This window comes from Actinocorallia lasiicapitis (assembly GCF_054778695.1).
Genome location: NZ_BAAGZI010000011.1, coordinates 25,979 through 41,416 on the forward strand (window position 1 = coordinate 25,979; position 15,438 = coordinate 41,416).

A 15,438-nucleotide genomic window follows, 5' to 3' on the forward strand; every position below is an offset into this window, starting at 1 on the left:
TTGATCCGGCGCAGGGCGAGAGCCCGTTCCTTCGCCGGGACGATCTCTGAACGCGTCCAAGGCTCGTACACGTTGACGATGCCCGACAGCCACGCGTGCAAGACATGGCTGTCATCCGGGTGCCACGAACGGGCCGCCCCGCTCATGGCGTCCGCACTTTGCATCGGCAGTCTCCGTGAACCCACCTCAGCACCGTCTGGTCATGGTCGTGGGCGATCTTCATTGATCCCCCGGTGAGCACCGCGACAGTGAAGAGGCCACGCCCGTTCTCGGAAAGACCCGCGATCAGTTCATCGTCGGGTGGTTCCCCGTCGTCCAGGGCGAAGAGGTTGTTGATCTCGGCGGCGATCCCGCGCGGGATGTCCGGGAGATCATCAGGCGGGGGAGCGTGGTGCACGATCGAGGCTACGAGCCCTTCCGGAGAGTGGCTCAAGGTGACGGTCACGCCGCCATTGCTCCCATGCTCGACGATGTTCCCGACCAGCTCACTGACCACGATCAGCAGATCGTCACGCGGGACGCAGCCCTCAGCGATCAGGGTCGAGGCCCAGAGCAGGATGTCAGCGACGGTCTCCGGGGCCGCCGTGAAATCCAGTTCGGCCATCCACGGCCCTTCCCGGTCGCGGATCACCGCCCTGACTGTGGCGATGAGTCGCGCGCTAACCATCGGCAGCACCGCCCTGGACGTCCAGGACGAGCGCCACCCGCTCCGCAGCTACCGGGACATCGTTGACGGGTGCGAGCAGCACATCCAGTGCGGCCCAGTGGAACCACTCCGCCCGGTCCGGCCCGACACGACAGCCGATCACCTCCTTAAGCGCCGGCGGTTTGGGGTTTTCCACGTGCAGCAGCGGCGGTTCGCCCTCGACCAGCCGCACGCGCAGCCCCTGTGATGTGAGCGAGTTGCCGAGTTCTTCCAGATACTCCTTGGGTCCGGCCATATAGCCCTCCGCAGTTGACAGGTCACGCGGAAGATACGACGGCCGCATCGCGAAACTGGCAGAAAAACTGCCAGCACACGTGTCCCGACCAGCAGAAATAACGATCGGAACTCTCAGAGTCCGGGGTCGCTCAATGGCCTGGGCCACGATCGGAACGACGACACGGAGCGCCGTGCCCCTACACTCGTGCGACCGAGGAGTGAGGGCGATGAATCAGCAAATACCACCCATGGCAACACCGTCGCAGCCGGAGCGTAGGCCCTGGTTCAAGCGGAGCGCGGTATGGCTCAAAGTACTGATCGTCATCCTGTTCCCGTTGGCCCTTCATACGGTTCAGAAGGTTGCCTTCGATCACCTCGCCGGTGATCCGAACGCGGTGTACGTCGAGGATCTAGACCGCGACGTCGACCCCAGGGCCGCCATCCTCAAGGCCTGCCCACTCACCGTCATCCGAGTGAAGCACCTGGAGGACACTGACGTCGATCCAGACCTTCGGTATCAGAGCTGGTCCGTAGACCCAGCACCCGGACACGTCGACCGTGCATGGTTCGACACCAAGACCGGCGGCGCCATCTGCCCGTAAGAGCGGCGAAGCCCATGACGACCGTGCCGGATGAGAACTTTCTCTACGTTTTCAAGGGCGGCCCGCAAGCGGTCCGCCCGGCCGGTTCGCTCGGGCCGGGCATGCGGCCTCTCCGGGCCGACCCGTCCCGAACGACCGGCCCTTTGCTCGTTTGGTCCCAGTCATCGCCGACCAAACTTGGCGATCTACGGCTGGCATGCGCCGCATGGGATTAGTCTTCTGACCGCTACACGGCGCGAAGGAAGGGTTACTGTGCCCGAACTTGACTACATGGTGCTCGCCGACTATGTCCGGATGGATGCGGGGGTCGCTCACATTATGGCGGCTGGAATCGACACAATCCGTGCGGATAGGCTTCCAGCAGCTCATAATGCCCACCTTGCCGTCCGGTTGACGTTTGGTGGCGACGAGGTTCCTGGCGCGGACCATCTCCTCAGGCTGATCTTCAGTAGCAACGACAAGGTTCTGAGTTCGGTCAGCGGCACCTTGCAAGTTCCTGATCGACCGCCGGGCGTTCCTGTGCATTGGCGCACTGGCATGCTGCTCAACTTCGTCATGACGCTTCCTTTGCCTGAGCTGGGCGACTATGCGTTGGCGCTCGTGCTTGATGAGAGATCTCTCAAGGAAGTTGATCTTCGAGTGGTCCCTGCCGGGGGAGGGCCAGGGAATGCCGAAGCCTAGGCTTACGCTGCACGTCAAGCAGCGGATGGCGCAGCGGGGCATCACGGAGGATGATCTTTGGGCGGCCCTTGGACGCAGGACAAGGACTCATCCTGGAAACTCGGGGAACATCTGGGTCTATGGGCACGCGCCAGGAGGCCGCATACTGAAGGTGTGTCTCACCCCAGATGAGCAGACGGTCGTGACCGCCGTCTGGCCTGACTAGACACGGAAGGGGAGAAGGATGCGCCTTGACTTCGATTTCGATGCGAACGCGCTGTACGTCGCACTGAGCGATGCGGTAGTAGCGCGGACTGTAGAGATCGACGAGGAGACCTTCGTGGATCTGGACGAGGCTGGTCGGCCTGTGGGTATTGAAGTGATCGACTACGGTCGCCCATGGCCTCTCGCCAAGATCCTCGCTCAATACGAACTCGGAAGTGGCGAAGTGGAGCAGTTGAGAGTGCTCTTCCGGACCAGTACCCCTAGTCGGCTTCATCGTTCGGCACCCTCGGCAGTTCTGGCCTAGGGCCCGCTTGGTGCTGGCCTACGATCGCCACGCCAGGGCTGAGGTCAGCACGTGGCTGGGGGCGATCGTAGCCGCACCGCTTCCGGTTCTCGGGGCCTGGCGGTCCCTGCGGTCCGGGTCGGCTTGCCACTGGGCAATGGGGGTACGCCGGGCAGCGTGAAATCCCAGGTCGCGAGGCTCGAAGGCGGGCAATTAGCGGGCGATTAACCAGGGTGATCAAGGGTCAACAGGGGTCACTCGCGGATACCGGCGACCGCAGGTCAGGGGCCCCACCGGGGTAGATCCAGGCGGTTCCCAGGCTGACCACGCGGGTTCGATTCCCGTCATCCGCTCCACCTGAAGCTCAGGCGATGACCAATGGTCAGGGATGTCCAGGAGCTTGTAGCAAAACTGCGGCGGCGGCCTCGGCCGACGCTCGGTATTCCGTCATCATCGGTCCTACGAGCCGCCTGTCCGCCTCGAAAGCGTCCCGAATCCCCTTGGCCAGGTCTTCGATCCGGTCAGAGGTCGTCGGGCGGCGTCTGCCGTTGCGGCGGTCGAAGCTGCGCCAGCGTCGGAGGCTGATGTCCGTGGCACGATCAAGAACTTCAGGCCTGCCCGCTGGCCCCCATGCGGACTGAAGGGCCGCGCGTACGGCCTCGCGAATCTGTGCGTCGTCCATATCGCTCCCGGAAGGTAAGTCCTTTCGAGTCGTCTCTACTACATAGTTGCACGGGCGACCACCGTGCCACCTCTGGTCTGAGATCCCACCCCAACGCCTTGAGGTCGGTTCGCCGGGCCGGTTTGCCCTCGTAGGGCGGGAGCGGTGCTTATCGAGATGATGCAGGTAGGAAGCTTGGCGGCGTGCCATTAGCGTGCTATTAGGCAGGGTGAACAGAGGTCAATGGGGGTCACTCGGGGATAGGTTCGGCCGCTGGTCAGGGTGCTGGTGGGGTGGATCCAGGCGATTCCCAAGCTGACCACGCGGGTTCGATTCCCGTCATCCGCTCCAACGACTAAGGCCCTGGTCAGGATGGCGAATCCTGACCAGGGCCTTGATCTTTTCTGGGCCTTGTCCAAGCCCGATGGGCTATTAACGGGCGATTAGCCGACCGGGGCCAGGGCTCCGGCCGAGCCGTCATCGTCGTCCTGGTCAGCCCGCCGGGTCGCAGGGCGGCCCGCTCGTTGTCGTGGCCCATGCGGTGCATGAGGTCCTTGGTGGTGGCCTCACCGGTCGCGGCGGCAAGCATGTTGCCGGTATGCCGGAGATCGTGGGAGTGCGCGCCGGGCAGGCCGAGAACGGTCGCGACGTGCGTCCATCGAGTGGCCTTGTTGAAGCCGCTCCGTCGCAGGGGCTGCCCTTGATGCCGGTGAAGACGAGGGCGCTCGGGCTGGGCTTGGTGTACTTGGCCAGGTGGGTTTCGAGATCGGGGACAATCGCGGCCGGGATGGCGACGGTACGGACGCCAGCTCGGGACTTTGGACGGCCAAGGTTCATGGTTCCGTTGGCCGACTCGGTGCAGGAGACCCGGACCCGGACGACGCGGTTGGCAAGGTCGAGGTTTTTGCCGGTGGAGGGCGGTGACTTCTCCCCAGCGCAACGAGGCGAAGGCGGCGGAGCTGGCTGAGGTAGCGTCGGAGCGGCGGCCCCGAGATCTGGCCCGCTACCTCACGGGCGGGGACGACGGTGACGGGAAGGCCAGGCAGGCGGCTGGTGTCATTGCGCCGGAATGGAGCGGCTTTCGATGTACGAAGAGTGGATGGCTCAGGTTCGGGAGCTTCGGCTACGCGGCGGGTCGATCTCAGAAGTTGCTCAAGCCCTCGACGAGCACGCGAGGAGGGGCGACGGCAGCCGGATCGGTCTGGCCAACGCGTTCCGAAAGGAGTACGGCTTCTCCCTTACTCAGGCCTGTGATCTCATCAACTGGGCCGAGGACGGTGTTACCAGCGACGGAATCCATACCTCGTTGGCGGAACGTTGGGCGTCAGGAACCGGTAGCCCAGGCCAGGGGTGCTGTCGGCGGATTATCAACGGGCAATTAGCCCGAGCGATCACAGGGTATTAGGAGTCACTCACGGGAAACCTAATGCCGAGGTCACGGCCGTAATGAGGGTGAAACCAGACGTGACCCCGGAGCTCCAAGCCATTAGTTGCTTGGGCCTCGCTCCGCTCGGGCTCATCCTTTCCTTCAGGGCTTCGCCCTGAACCCCGGTCAGTGGCTCGGCCCCCGATACCCCCGAACCCCGCTGGGGTGCTCGTGTGTTTGGTGAGTTCGCCCGGGTTGAGGGCGCGTCCTAGGCAGGCCAGGAAGAACGACAAAGGCCTAGATTGGATGAAACGGTGTGCCGGGGACATTCAACACTTAAGCGCCCATTGGGTATCTTGGCGGCACGAATTTCCCGTTTGAGGTAGGTTGATCGTTTGACCGGCGCTACGAGGGCCATACTTGCGGGATCTGCGAGCTTTCTTGTCTTCCTGGCAGTGATCACATTCCGGGTCTGCTCGCGCTACCTGATGCGCCATGTCCCGGAGATCGCAGTGAAGGACTTGAGGCGTCTGAAGTAGGCAGCCCGCAGGCAAGGCCGACGATCGTCACAACGAGAGCATTCACGATCGAAGCTCGCTGCGCTAAGACCAGACCTGGGTGGAAGCCGAATCGTCAGGTCAAGCTCCAGACGCGAGTGAGCGGCCGCCAGGCGGGTGACAGTAGTCGGCTGAACATGGCTCCCAGTAGGAGAAATACGGGGTATGGGTCTCTTCGCAAACTATCTTCTCGATGGCAACCAGTGGATTGAAGAACCGGGATCGGAGGTCGTACCCACTGCTCCGTGGCTCAGGATCCATATTCACGACAGCGATCTCACCGAACTGTCGTACGCGCCTGTCGGGCGCGGGGAGGGTGTTGCCTATCTGGGATTCACACCGCGCTCCTACGTCGGTGACGACGATGCTCCCGCCACTGATCCAGATCGTGAAGCCGCCGGGCTGGCGGACTGGTGGGCGCTCCGGAACCGGGCCGTCCCAGCCGATGTCCGGCCGAAGGAGATCGAGCTCCGGCGTTTCCTTGCCCAGGACGAGGAGCCGACCGCCGAGGTCGAAGACGACGAGACTGTCGAAGACCCCGCCGAACCGGATGACGCCGACATCTTCGTGGAGCTGAAGACCGCGAAGTTCCTGAAGGCGCTGGGTTTGTCGATTCCCGAAGGACTTCCCTCCCTCTAGATCGGGCCGGCTTCGGATTCGGCGTGGGGTTCTAGGGACCCATTCGGGTGGCTAGGGCTAGGAGGGCGGGGTTTTGGGGTTCGTGTGTGGTGAGGAGGTCGGAGACCAGCTGGCGGACGGTTCGGTGGTTCTGGATCTGTTCGGGGGCGATCTGTTCTGCGTTGAGGAGAGCGGAGATTGCTTCCTCGACGTGGCGTCGCTGGGCGTGGGCTCGGGCCACGTCGATCAGCATGCGGCTGCGGCGTTCGTCGGAGAGGCCCGAGGGGTCGAGGTTCTGGGCGACTCGGAGGGCTCGTCCCGCATCCCCGATTTCGACGGCCACGGCGACCTCGTGGACGGAGACGTTCGCCGGGCCGAACTCGGTGTTGAAATGGTTGTGGCCAGGGCCGAGCCGGTCGGCCATGCGGCGGGCCCGGTCGATGTGGGCGTAGGCGTCGTCCGCGTCGTTGAGGCGGGCCGCGGCGACGGCACGTTGCAGAGTGAGGCCGCCCCACAGCGACATGGCGCCCGGGCTGCCTCCGTCGGCGAGAGGCCAGAGCGCGTCCGAGGTTGTGCGCGCGATCTCCGCTGCCTGGTCGAAGTGCCGGGAGCCGAGGAACACGAACGCGAGGCGATAGGCGCCCGCGGCCATCATCAGCGGGTCGCCGGCCCGCTCGCCGGCAGCGATCGCCCGGTCGGCGGCGATCCACGCGGCCTCGGGCTCCGCGAGCTTCGCGAGTGCGGCCGAACACGCCTGGTAGGTCTCGGCGAGCAGCTCGCACGCTTTCCCGCGCTGCGCGTCCGGCACGGAACGCACCGCGCTCTCCAGCGACGGAATCAAGATCCGTAGCAGTTCGGTGAGCTCCTGGTAGCGAGCTGCGTGCGTCAGCGTCCAGGCTTCCTCGACCTTCGTCCCCAGGCTGGGGAGATCGGGCGACGTCTCGTCGTGCAGCATCGCCTGCAGCGAATGCGTCCCGGAAAGGACCAGCCGTAGACCGTTCGCACCGGGCATCTCCTCGGAGACGGCAGCCACCACCGGGGCCTCGGCGGCGAGTTCGGACAGCGGCACTTCAAGCGCCTCGGCGACCAGCTCCAGGACCGACATCCTGTCGACCTTGCGGACCCCGCGTTCCACCTGCGAAACCCACGCGACCGAACGATTGATCAGCTTGGCCAGGTCGGCCTGCGACAGCCCTCGCCGCTTGCGTTCCTGGGCGATCTTCCGCCCGAGCGCCCGCTGATACTCCGTGCTCACTCCGGAATCCCCTTGCCGTCTACCGAACTCAGCCAGTCGACATGCACCGCGTCGAGGAACTCGCCGCGAGCCCCGAGGAAACGCTTCACGTGTTCCTGCTCCTCATGCGCGTCGAACGCGGCCCGATCCGCATAGAGCTCGTAGAACGCGCGCACCAGCGGCTCGCCCTCGATCGCGTGCGGGACGTAGAGCAGAGTCCCGGGCTCCCGATCCTTGATCAGCTCCAGCGTCTCCGCCACGAGCTCGTCGAACGCCGCAGCGCTCTGCTCATCTTTGCAGGTGAAGCGCACGTACAGACCGAACACGGTTCCTCCAGGGCGCGGGCGACCACGAGATCCGTACCTATTGTGCGGCACAGAAACTCCGAATGACTTGTATTGATTCTACTATGGCCGTACTTTAAGTACTACTCAAGGAGTCGCCGTGCCCATGACCTGCATGATCGTGAGGTGTTCCTGTGCCACAGCCCCCCGACCCGAACGACCTCCCCTCGACGTTCGTGGAACGCGAGTTCCCCGTCACCGTCCGGGCCGCGACAGAGGCCCGCCGCTGGGCTCTCGGCTGGCTTCCTCCTGGATGTGAGTCCAGAGACGACCTGGCCACCGTGGTCACCGAACTCATGGCCAACCTGGCCGAACACAGCAGCGCTCAGACGGCCACGCTCCGCCTCACTCACGACGTCACCGGCATCCGGGGTGTCCTCATCGACCACGCTCCGGCCGCCCCCGTCGAGATCGATATTCCCTGGACCACCATCGAGGAGATCGAGTCGCTTCACTCGCCGCACGCCGACCCGGCCTGTGACGATTTCGTCGCCAACCTGAGCATCGGTGGACGCGGTCTTCTCGTCGTCACGGCTCTCTGCCAATCCAAAGTCGAAATCACCCAGCACCCTGACCGCACGATCACTCGCTGGCACCTTTCCTCCTGCATCTGCTATTCCCGCATCTGAGCCGATAGCCACTCGACTCGCGTGTTCGCATCCCCTCTGATTTGATGCCAAGGGCTGCGGGACTTGACCAGGAGACGGCGTTTACGATGTCGACGTGCAGCAACTGCTGAAGGTGCAGCCGAAGTGGGTCGGGCCGCTCGTCGGGGTGACTGCTGCAGGGCTGGTCGCGGGGCTTTCGCTCTGGGCTGGTGGATCCAGGGAACGTCCCGATCGTCAGGTGGAATCCGTTGTCACGCCGACGCGAATCGCGTTCTCGGCGCGCCCTGGGAATGTGTCGGCGGCGGTTGTGCTTGAGGGGCTTGCGGCTAAGGCGGGTGCTCAGCCGGCGGTCGGGGGCGGTGCTTACAGCTACATCCTGAATAAGGGGTGGGCGCTGCAGACGAAGGTGGCGGGCAACGTTTCGTCGGGTGGGGTTGAGAGGTCAGCGGAGACCTGGGCCGCTGCGGATGGTGAAGGGGAGATCAGGACTAAGCGCTTTGGGGTGCGGGAGGTCGTCAAGAGCACGGCGGAGGACTCGTTTTATAACGTGTCCTTGCTTTCTGCCGATCCGGAGCGGCTGGCGGGGCAGCTTGCTGTTGGGCATCCGGTGGCTAACGGGCCGGCTGAGCGGCTTATCGCTGTCACGGATCTTTTGAGTTATCAGGTGTTGCCGCCGGAGCTTCAGGCGGCGGTGCTTCGGGTGTTGGCGGCAGAGAAGGCGCTGGAGTTTCAGGGCGATGTGACTGACCGGCTTGGGCGTCGAGGGGTTGCCATCGGGGTTGATTCCGCGTTCGGGGGGCTTCCGACGCGGTACACGCTCATCTTTGATGCGCGGACGGGGGCTCTGCTCGGTGAGGAGCAGAGTTTGACCGGGTCGCCGGGATCGCTCGGGGTGGCGCCGGGATCGCTTCTCGGGTATTCGCTCTGGGTTCGGACGGGGCGTGTTTCCGCTATCGGTGACGTTCCCTGAAAGGTCCGCGGGGGCCGTTAAGGGTGGGTCCATGGGGCGATGTTGGGGAAGTTCAGGCGCCAGGAGTCGTTCGGGTGGGGTCTGAGGGTGAGCATCCAACTGTTGGAGAAGACGATGCGTTGGTCGCCCGTGTGGAAGACGACCCAGGACAGGGGGCGGGCGCCGATGAGGAGATTCAAGGCTTTGGGCGGGAATGTCAGGAAATCCAGGCGGCGGGCGTCGGGGTGGGAAGAGGCGCCGAGGATGTGTTCTACGGGGCCCTGGTAGTGGAGTTCCAGGCCTGTGGAGAGGTGGAGTTCCAGGCTGGGGGTGACGGTGACCTTGACCACGTGGGCGTCTCTGGCTTCGAGAATGCGGCGGTCGTCGGTGGTTCGGTAGCGCACGGGAATCACCTGGCCGGGGGAGTCAAGGGGCGGGGCGTGCCGAGAGGTTTTGGGGTCGGGGGGCCCGGCCGCTGTGCGTAGGTCTGGCGGGCGTGGTGCCGGTTGGACCTGTGCGGGAAGCGCTTGTTGAGACGGATGGCGGTTCGGGAGCTCTCGGTTCATTTATGGAGACTAGGTCGGTATTGGCGGGAGCGTCGACTCAATAGATGTCATCGATCATCGCTGGTGGTTTATCGCGGTAGGCATCCCGACTTACCTCTCCGTGTTGCCAACCTGATTTGGCTCTGCAGCGTGCTGGTTGCCTTCGGTCGGCGTCCGAATGCGGACATGGCCCGCTGCGCGAGGGCTAAGTGATCGCCCACCTGTGGTGATGGCGGGGAGTGTCGATCGGGTTCTTGAAGGGCGTCTGGTTGGTTTCGGCGGACTCTGGCAGTGTCGGGGTCGTTGAGTAGACGCTGGAGGTATTTGTGGGTACCGGTCGTTCGGTTCTGGCTCTGGCTACAGCCGTTTGCATGGCAGTTGGGATCATGGGGGAGGCTCCGGCTCTCGCGCATGAGCAGAAAGTCCTCGCGCAGAAAGAGGAGGCCGTGGAGTCTGCGATTGCCAGGCAGCTCCAGCGGACGAAAGGCGGTAAGCGTAGTGGGAAATATGAGGTCTCCTATCGAAACGGTACCGTGGTCATGCTCTTTGCCAATGAGCGCGGGCAGTGGCCCGCTCGCTCCTCTCTAAGTCGGCTTCACACCGAGTACCGGCACGGCTGTCCCTACGGGGTGACGGTTAGGTGGGCCTGCTTTTATGAGCATGATCGGTTCAATTCGGGCCGGTCGGGTGCTCGTATGCTGCAATTCTCCCAGACTGGCACTCAGTTCCTAAGTGACTACGATTTCAATGATCAGACCACCAGCTGGGTCAACACGAACAATAATCGTGTAGTTGTTGTGTACAACAACATCGGATCAAATAATCAGCCGAATACCCAGCTGTGGTGGGAGTATTACAACAGCGAGAACTCGAACGTGGGTACTGCGGCCAATGACAAGGCGACGGCGTTTACGATGTCGACGTGCGGCAACTGCTGAAGGTACAGCCGAAGTGGGTCGGGCCGCTCGTCGGAGTGACCGCTGCCGGGCTGGTCGCGGGGCTTTCGCTCTGGGCCGGTGGAGCAGGGGAACGCCGCGATCGTCCGGTGGAACCCGTCGTCACGCCGACGCGGCTCGCGTTTTCGGCGCGCCCTGGACAGGTATCGGCGGGTCCTGTGCTCAATGGGCTCGCGGCGAAGGCACGTGCCCAGCCGTCCGCCGGTGCCGGCGCTTACAGCTACATCCTTAACAGAGGGTGGGCGCTCCAGACCAGGGTGGCGGGAAGTGCTGCGTCGGTAGGTGTCGAACGGTCAGCGGAGACCTGGGCCACCGCAGAAGGCGAAGGTGAGATCAGGACCAGACGTCACGGGAAGCGGGAGATCATCAAGACCAAGGCGGGAGAGGCGTTCTATGACGTTTCCACGCTTTCCGGCGACCCGAAACTGCTTGCGCGGCAGCTCGCCGTCGGCCATCCCGTGGCGAACGGCCCCGCTGAGCGTCTGATCGCCGTCACGGATCTCTTGAGCTCCCAGATTCTGCCGCCGGCCCTTCAGGCAGCGCTTCTCAAGGTGCTGGCGGCGGAGGAGGCGTTGGTGTTCCAGGGCGACGTGACCGACAGGCTCGGGCGTCGCGGTATCGCCATCGGCGTTGATTCCGCGTTCGGTGGGCTCCCAACGCGATACACGCTTATTTTCGACTCTCGCACAGGTGCTCTGCTGGCCGAGGAGAAAGCGTTGACCGGGTCGCCGGGCTCACTTGGTGTGGCGCCAGGATCGCTTCTCAGCTATTCGCTCTGGGTTCGGACGGGGCGAGTTTCCGCCATCGGCGACGTTCCCTGAAAGGCGGCGCGAGCCCTATACGGCGGGTGGGAAGGTCGTTCGCGTGGTCATGCTCGACCGCCCTGTTTCCCCGGAACCATCCCTGATCGTGGGATCACACAACCTTTTGCGGCCTGGGGGACTTATTAGGGTGAGAGCTCGGCCGAGGAGGGTGGTTGGCGTCACATCAGGACTTTCGGGAGTTCGTCCGGGGGCGGGGGTTGGCGCTGTCACGGCTGGCGTTCTTTCTGACGGGGAACGACGCGGACGCTGAGGAGCTGGTGCAGGAGGCGTTGACACAGACGGCCATGCGCTGGGACAAGGTCGTCGCCGGCGGTCATCCCGAGGCGTATGTCCGTAAAGTGATGATCAATCAGGTGCGTAGGAACTGGCTGAGACCACGGCTGAAAACGGTGCTGACCCCGACCCTGCCCGACACTCCCCACATCGGTGACGAAACCGCACGTGCCGACACTCGAATGCTCCTCGGGAAGGCGCTGGCAGGCTTGCCGCCGAGACAGCGCGCGGTCCTCTACCTCCGTTACTACGCGGACCTTTCCGAGGCCGACACCGCACGCGAACTCGGCTGCAGCATCGGCACGGTCAAACGGCAGGCCCACGACGGTCTGCGCCATCTGAGGAAGTCCCTGCCCGATCTGCTTCCCGTCCCTGACGAGCCTCTAGGCAGGCGATCATGAATCCACGCATCGACCTCAAGTCCCTGGCCGAATCGGTATCCGACTACTCCGACACCGACCGCGCCATCGCCCTGATGCATCGCCGCCGCCGACGGCGGTACTCGATGACGGCGTCCGCGGCGACGGTAGCGATGATCGCGGCGGGTTCGATGGCCTTCTCGGGCAAGGGCCCCACGCCGTCCGCTTCGCCACCGGACCCCTGCCGCGACGCCCCCATCACCGCCGCTCACGGATGGGGCACCCCACTAGGAAGCACGGCCCGTCTGATCCGCAGACAGGACGGTATGCCGAGCAGAATCTTCCTGTCCGACGGCCGGTCCGTCGACCAGGGAGACGCCGACTCATCCTCACCCGACGGCCGCTGGATCGGTGGACCCGAGCCCGGCGCCTACCTGGCGGCCAACACCCTCAACGGCAGAGCTCTCCGAGTGCAACCCTGCACCCCGAACCCGACAACCGCGATAAAAGCTGTTGCCTGGTCCCCGGGCGGACAGTTCTTGCTCCTGGCGCAGGAACCGGCCCTCGCTCCCGACCTCTACATCCTCAACGTCGTCACAGGCGAACAGCGCCGGGTGAAGCTCCCTCAGGACACGAACCCGGTGGCGCTCCTCGATACGGGCCAAGTCCTCTCCGTCCCCCGAGCCCAAGCCCCGACCCGGCAGCCCCGCACCCTCGATCTTTCCCTCACCGGCACCCCCGACCCGATCAAGGTGCGACCGGGAAACAAACTGCCCCCCTCAGAGTTCCTCGGCACCTACGAATCCACCCCGCAAATCCTGACTTCGGCGGACGAGCCGCTCCTGTGGATCGCGACCTGGACCGATTCCGGCGAACGCGCCGCACTCCGAACCACCCTCACCGGCACGGTCGTCGAGCGAACCCCCCTCCATGAGCGCGACCGCATCGTGGGAACGAGCCGATCCGCCCTCATCGTCCAGGACGAGAAGGGCGCCCTTCACCGCGTAGACCAACAGAGCCGCGATCCCCTTGAGCCCCCGGCCCCCGGCGACGTCATCTCAACCGGCCTCCTCTGAACCGCTCCACCGTGCGACCAGGTCTTCGCGGGCGTCCATCGTCCGATGATGGGGTGAGCCGACCAGCCGACAGGTTTTGGGGGTGTTGACAAAATTGTTTGTCGGTGGATACTTGGGGGGCCTGGGCGGGTGGCGTTCGGGGGTGGGGAGGGAGTTGGGATGCGGGATCTGATCTGTACGGCGTTTGTTTCGGTGGACGGGGTTGTGGAGGGGTCGGGTGGGGAGCCGGGGTATCGGAACTCGGGGTGGACGTTCAAGGACATCGAGTTCGTGCCTGAGGCGTATGAGATCAAAGGCAGGGAGCAGGAAGAGGCGGGGGCGTTGCTGCTGGGGCGGGTGAGTTATGAGGCGTTCAGTCCGGTGTGGCCTGGGATGGAGGAGTTCGCCGGGTACAAGGTGATGCCGAAGTACGTGGTGTCCTCGATGCTCGGGGAGAAGGACCTGGTCGACGGGTGGGGGGAGACGACGATCCTGCGGTCGCTGGACGAGGTGGCCGCGTTGAAGGAAGGCGACGGGGGGCCGATCATCGTGCACGGGAGCGCGTCGCTGACGCGGGGGCTCTCCGAGGCCGGACTGATCGACCGGTACCACCTGCTGGTGTTCCCGGTGCTGCTCGGCGCGGGGAAGCGGCTGTTCAGCGCCGCGGACATGGACGCGCGGAAGCTCAAGCTCGTCGAGTACGAGGCGTACACGAACGGGATCCAGAAGAACGTGTTCGACGTCGTACGCTGACCGCCACCTCAGCGGCGGGTCAGGATGGCGGCTTCCAGGCGCAGGCCGACCCCGGTGACGACGAGGGCCGTCACGATCAGAGGGAGCTGCCGGGCCGGGGATTGGGCGACGGCGTCCAGCAGGATCAGGGTCGTGGCCAGGGTGAGGGCGAGGGTCCCGGCGGAGCGCAGAGCCGGTGGGGTCGGAGGTTTCACGGCGGCGAGCCTACCGCCCGTGACCTGCGGATTCACCGGTGCGGGCCGGTCTTTCGGCGGCGGGGGTTCAGGCGGGCGGTGAGCTCTCGGGTGCGGCGTTCGTGGTGGGCGCGGATCGGGCGGAGCGTGCCGGACGAGGAGCTGAGGAACAGCAGCGGGGTGGAGCGGCGCTTTCCGTGCGGGCCCGTCCAGGTGATGCGGGGGCCGAAGGGAGCGTCGGGAACGACGGCCGTGATCGCGGAGCGGGGGATGGTTCTGGACCAGAGGAAGCCCCGGACGGTCACGTGGCGCGCGTCGAGGAGGACGGCGGCGCGGACGCCACGGAATCCGGTGGGGAGGGCGAGCAGGCCGAGGAGCGCCCCGAAAGGCCAGGTCGCGGGGTCCGTGACGGCGGTGCTCACGGCGAGCGCGGCGAAGACCGCGGCGAGGGAGACACGCGTCGCGGGGTGAGGTCTGATCACGAGCGGGCTGGTCAAGATGGGCGGCCTTGGGGTGAGGAAGACGCACGTCGCGGGGGTCTGATCACGTGTGGGTGGTCGGGAGGCGGGGCACGTCAGGCTACCCGGGGGGCCGGATCGGGGAGGGCGGTGAGGGTGGTGGGGCCGGCTATGGCGTCGGGGGTGAGGTTGCGGGAGCGTTGGAAGTCGGTGAGGGCTCGGTGGGTGGCTCGGCCGAAGACGCCGTCGGCGGGGCCTGTCAGGTGGCCGGTGGTGCGGAGGGACTGCTGGAGGCGGCGGACGTCGGGGCCCTCGTCGCCCAGTTGGGGCATTCGGGGGGAAGTGGGGGGTGGTTCGGAGGGGGCGTCGGGGCCCAGGCGGCCGGAGCGGATCAGCTGGAGCATGTGCAGGTTGAGGCGGTAGACGCGGTTGCTGATGATGCGGAGGCGACGGCGGATCGGCGGGACGTCGGTTTCGCCCGGGTGGGTGGACACGTCGCGGACGAACTCGTCCAGAGCGCGGCCCGTCGAGGTGAACTCCTGGTACACGTTCTCCATTTCGCGGCGGACCGGCTCGCCGAAGTACGCCTCCGTCAACGCCAGAAGACGGTTCAGGTTGTCGTTCCAGGTGGCCAGGGCCTCGCGGTAGCCGTCGAGGGCCGAATCCAGGTCGCCGGCGGGCGGCTGGCGGGCGCGGCGCTTCGCCGCCCAGAACACCAGGCGCATCCGGTAGAGACGGCGGTCGAGAAGACTGCTGACCTCCTCGAAGATCTTGATGGCGAGCTGGCGTTCCTGCTCCTGCCGCTGGACCTTGTGCTGGTGGCTCCAGGTGCGGCGCTGGAAGAACGAACCGAGCACACCGCCCAGCACGCTCGTCAGCACGAAACCCGTCACCAGCAGAACCAACTGGCCCGTCATCGCCACCTCCGAGGAAAGGCTAGGCCGTGTCTTATGAATCTTCAGTCCTACTGCGCGACGCCCAGGCACGCACCTCGCGGGCTTGTCGTCGGTCAC

At 65.1% G+C, this 15,438-nt stretch carries 19 protein-coding genes; 11 read left to right on the plus strand and 8 right to left on the minus strand.

What is annotated here, in order from left to right; genetic code table 11:
* Nucleotides 1–142 precede the first annotated feature (142 nt).
* Together ACYVE7_RS02780 and ACYVE7_RS02785 are read right to left on the minus strand one after the other, a co-directional pair.
* Entirely contained in the window at nt 143–631 is a 489-nt protein-coding gene (locus ACYVE7_RS02780) for an ATP-binding protein (protein ID WP_460362907.1), read from the minus strand.
* 28 nt (nt 632–659) lie between these two features.
* A complete protein-coding gene (locus ACYVE7_RS02785; protein WP_460362908.1) occupies nt 660–941 on the minus strand; it encodes a hypothetical protein in 282 nt (93 codons plus the stop codon).
* A 208-nt stretch (nt 942–1,149) separates the two neighbouring features.
* Between ACYVE7_RS02785 and ACYVE7_RS02790 the strand changes: the two genes are divergently transcribed.
* The 4 genes from ACYVE7_RS02790 (at nt 1,150) to ACYVE7_RS02805 (ending at nt 5,915) form a co-directional block, all read left to right on the plus strand.
* On the plus strand, nt 1,150–1,524 hold the full coding sequence (locus ACYVE7_RS02790; RefSeq protein ID WP_460362909.1) for a hypothetical protein: 375 nt from the start codon (nt 1,150–1,152) through the stop codon (nt 1,522–1,524).
* Between the two features lie 252 nt (nt 1,525–1,776).
* On the plus strand, nt 1,777–2,205 hold the full coding sequence (locus ACYVE7_RS02795; RefSeq protein ID WP_460362910.1) for a DUF6941 family protein: 429 nt from the start codon (nt 1,777–1,779) through the stop codon (nt 2,203–2,205).
* Nucleotides 2,206–2,428: 223 nt separating this feature from the next.
* Nucleotides 2,429–2,713 (plus strand): DUF2283 domain-containing protein, encoded by a 285-nt coding sequence (locus ACYVE7_RS02800; RefSeq protein ID WP_460362911.1) that lies wholly within the window; start codon nt 2,429–2,431, stop codon nt 2,711–2,713.
* A 2,728-nt stretch (nt 2,714–5,441) separates the two neighbouring features.
* Nucleotides 5,442–5,915 (plus strand): hypothetical protein, encoded by a 474-nt coding sequence (locus tag ACYVE7_RS02805; protein ID WP_460362912.1) that lies wholly within the window; start codon nt 5,442–5,444, stop codon nt 5,913–5,915.
* A 31-nt stretch (nt 5,916–5,946) separates the two neighbouring features.
* Here ACYVE7_RS02805 and ACYVE7_RS02810 read toward each other — a convergent pair whose 3' ends face one another.
* Together ACYVE7_RS02810 and ACYVE7_RS02815 are read right to left on the minus strand one after the other, a co-directional pair.
* Nucleotides 5,947–7,149, minus strand: coding sequence for a helix-turn-helix domain-containing protein (locus tag ACYVE7_RS02810; protein ID WP_460362913.1), 1,203 nt, complete (start codon nt 7,147–7,149; stop codon nt 5,947–5,949).
* A complete protein-coding gene (locus ACYVE7_RS02815) occupies nt 7,146–7,454 on the minus strand; it encodes a putative quinol monooxygenase (RefSeq protein ID WP_460362914.1) in 309 nt (102 codons plus the stop codon). Before ACYVE7_RS02815 ends, ACYVE7_RS02810 begins: the two co-directional genes overlap by 4 nt.
* 194 nt (nt 7,455–7,648) lie before the next feature.
* On the opposite strand from ACYVE7_RS02815, the gene ACYVE7_RS02820 reads away from it, so the two are divergent.
* A complete protein-coding gene (locus ACYVE7_RS02820) occupies nt 7,649–8,101 on the plus strand; it encodes an ATP-binding protein (RefSeq protein ID WP_460362925.1) in 453 nt (150 codons plus the stop codon).
* Nucleotides 8,102–8,195: 94 nt separating this feature from the next.
* On the plus strand, nt 8,196–9,050 hold the full coding sequence (locus ACYVE7_RS02825) for a CU044_5270 family protein (RefSeq protein WP_460362915.1): 855 nt from the start codon (nt 8,196–8,198) through the stop codon (nt 9,048–9,050).
* A gap of 17 nt (nt 9,051–9,067) precedes the next feature.
* On the opposite strand, the gene ACYVE7_RS02830 is transcribed toward ACYVE7_RS02825, so the two are convergent.
* On the minus strand, nt 9,068–9,433 hold the full coding sequence (locus ACYVE7_RS02830) for a hypothetical protein (RefSeq protein ID WP_460362916.1): 366 nt from the start codon (nt 9,431–9,433) through the stop codon (nt 9,068–9,070).
* A 512-nt stretch (nt 9,434–9,945) separates the two neighbouring features.
* Here ACYVE7_RS02830 and ACYVE7_RS02835 point away from each other — a divergent pair.
* From ACYVE7_RS02835 to ACYVE7_RS02855, 5 genes are all read left to right on the plus strand, one after another.
* Nucleotides 9,946–10,512 carry a hypothetical protein gene (locus ACYVE7_RS02835; protein WP_460362917.1) on the plus strand — a complete coding sequence of 189 codons (567 nt, stop codon included), beginning with the start codon at nt 9,946–9,948 and terminating at the stop codon, nt 10,510–10,512.
* Complete coding sequence (locus tag ACYVE7_RS02840; RefSeq protein ID WP_460362918.1) at nt 10,497–11,351, plus strand: CU044_5270 family protein; 855 nt, start codon at nt 10,497–10,499, stop codon at nt 11,349–11,351. The genes ACYVE7_RS02835 and ACYVE7_RS02840 overlap by 16 nt, the downstream gene beginning before the upstream one ends.
* 155 nt (nt 11,352–11,506) lie before the next feature.
* A complete protein-coding gene (locus ACYVE7_RS02845; RefSeq protein WP_460362919.1) occupies nt 11,507–12,028 on the plus strand; it encodes a SigE family RNA polymerase sigma factor in 522 nt (173 codons plus the stop codon).
* Entirely contained in the window at nt 12,025–13,062 is a 1,038-nt protein-coding gene (locus tag ACYVE7_RS02850) for a hypothetical protein (RefSeq protein ID WP_460362920.1), read from the plus strand. The genes ACYVE7_RS02845 and ACYVE7_RS02850 overlap by 4 nt, the downstream gene beginning before the upstream one ends.
* Before the next feature lie 159 nt (nt 13,063–13,221).
* Nucleotides 13,222–13,794: a dihydrofolate reductase family protein gene (locus ACYVE7_RS02855; protein ID WP_460362921.1), complete on the plus strand. Its 573-nt coding sequence runs from the start codon at nt 13,222–13,224 to the stop codon at nt 13,792–13,794.
* A gap of 8 nt (nt 13,795–13,802) precedes the next feature.
* On the opposite strand, the gene ACYVE7_RS02860 is transcribed toward ACYVE7_RS02855, so the two are convergent.
* The 3 genes from ACYVE7_RS02860 to ACYVE7_RS02870 form a co-directional block, all read right to left on the minus strand.
* The gene (locus ACYVE7_RS02860) at nt 13,803–13,988 is read right to left on the minus strand and encodes a hypothetical protein (RefSeq protein WP_460362922.1); all 186 of its coding nucleotides are present in this window, start codon (nt 13,986–13,988) and stop codon (nt 13,803–13,805) included.
* Between the two features lie 32 nt (nt 13,989–14,020).
* Nucleotides 14,021–14,449 carry a hypothetical protein gene (locus ACYVE7_RS02865; protein WP_460362923.1) on the minus strand — a complete coding sequence of 143 codons (429 nt, stop codon included), beginning with the start codon at nt 14,447–14,449 and terminating at the stop codon, nt 14,021–14,023.
* A gap of 92 nt (nt 14,450–14,541) precedes the next feature.
* Nucleotides 14,542–15,342, minus strand: a complete 801-nt coding sequence (locus tag ACYVE7_RS02870) for a peptidoglycan-binding domain-containing protein (RefSeq protein WP_460362924.1) — start codon at nt 15,340–15,342, stop codon at nt 14,542–14,544.
* Between the last annotated feature and the right edge of the window lie 96 nt (nt 15,343–15,438).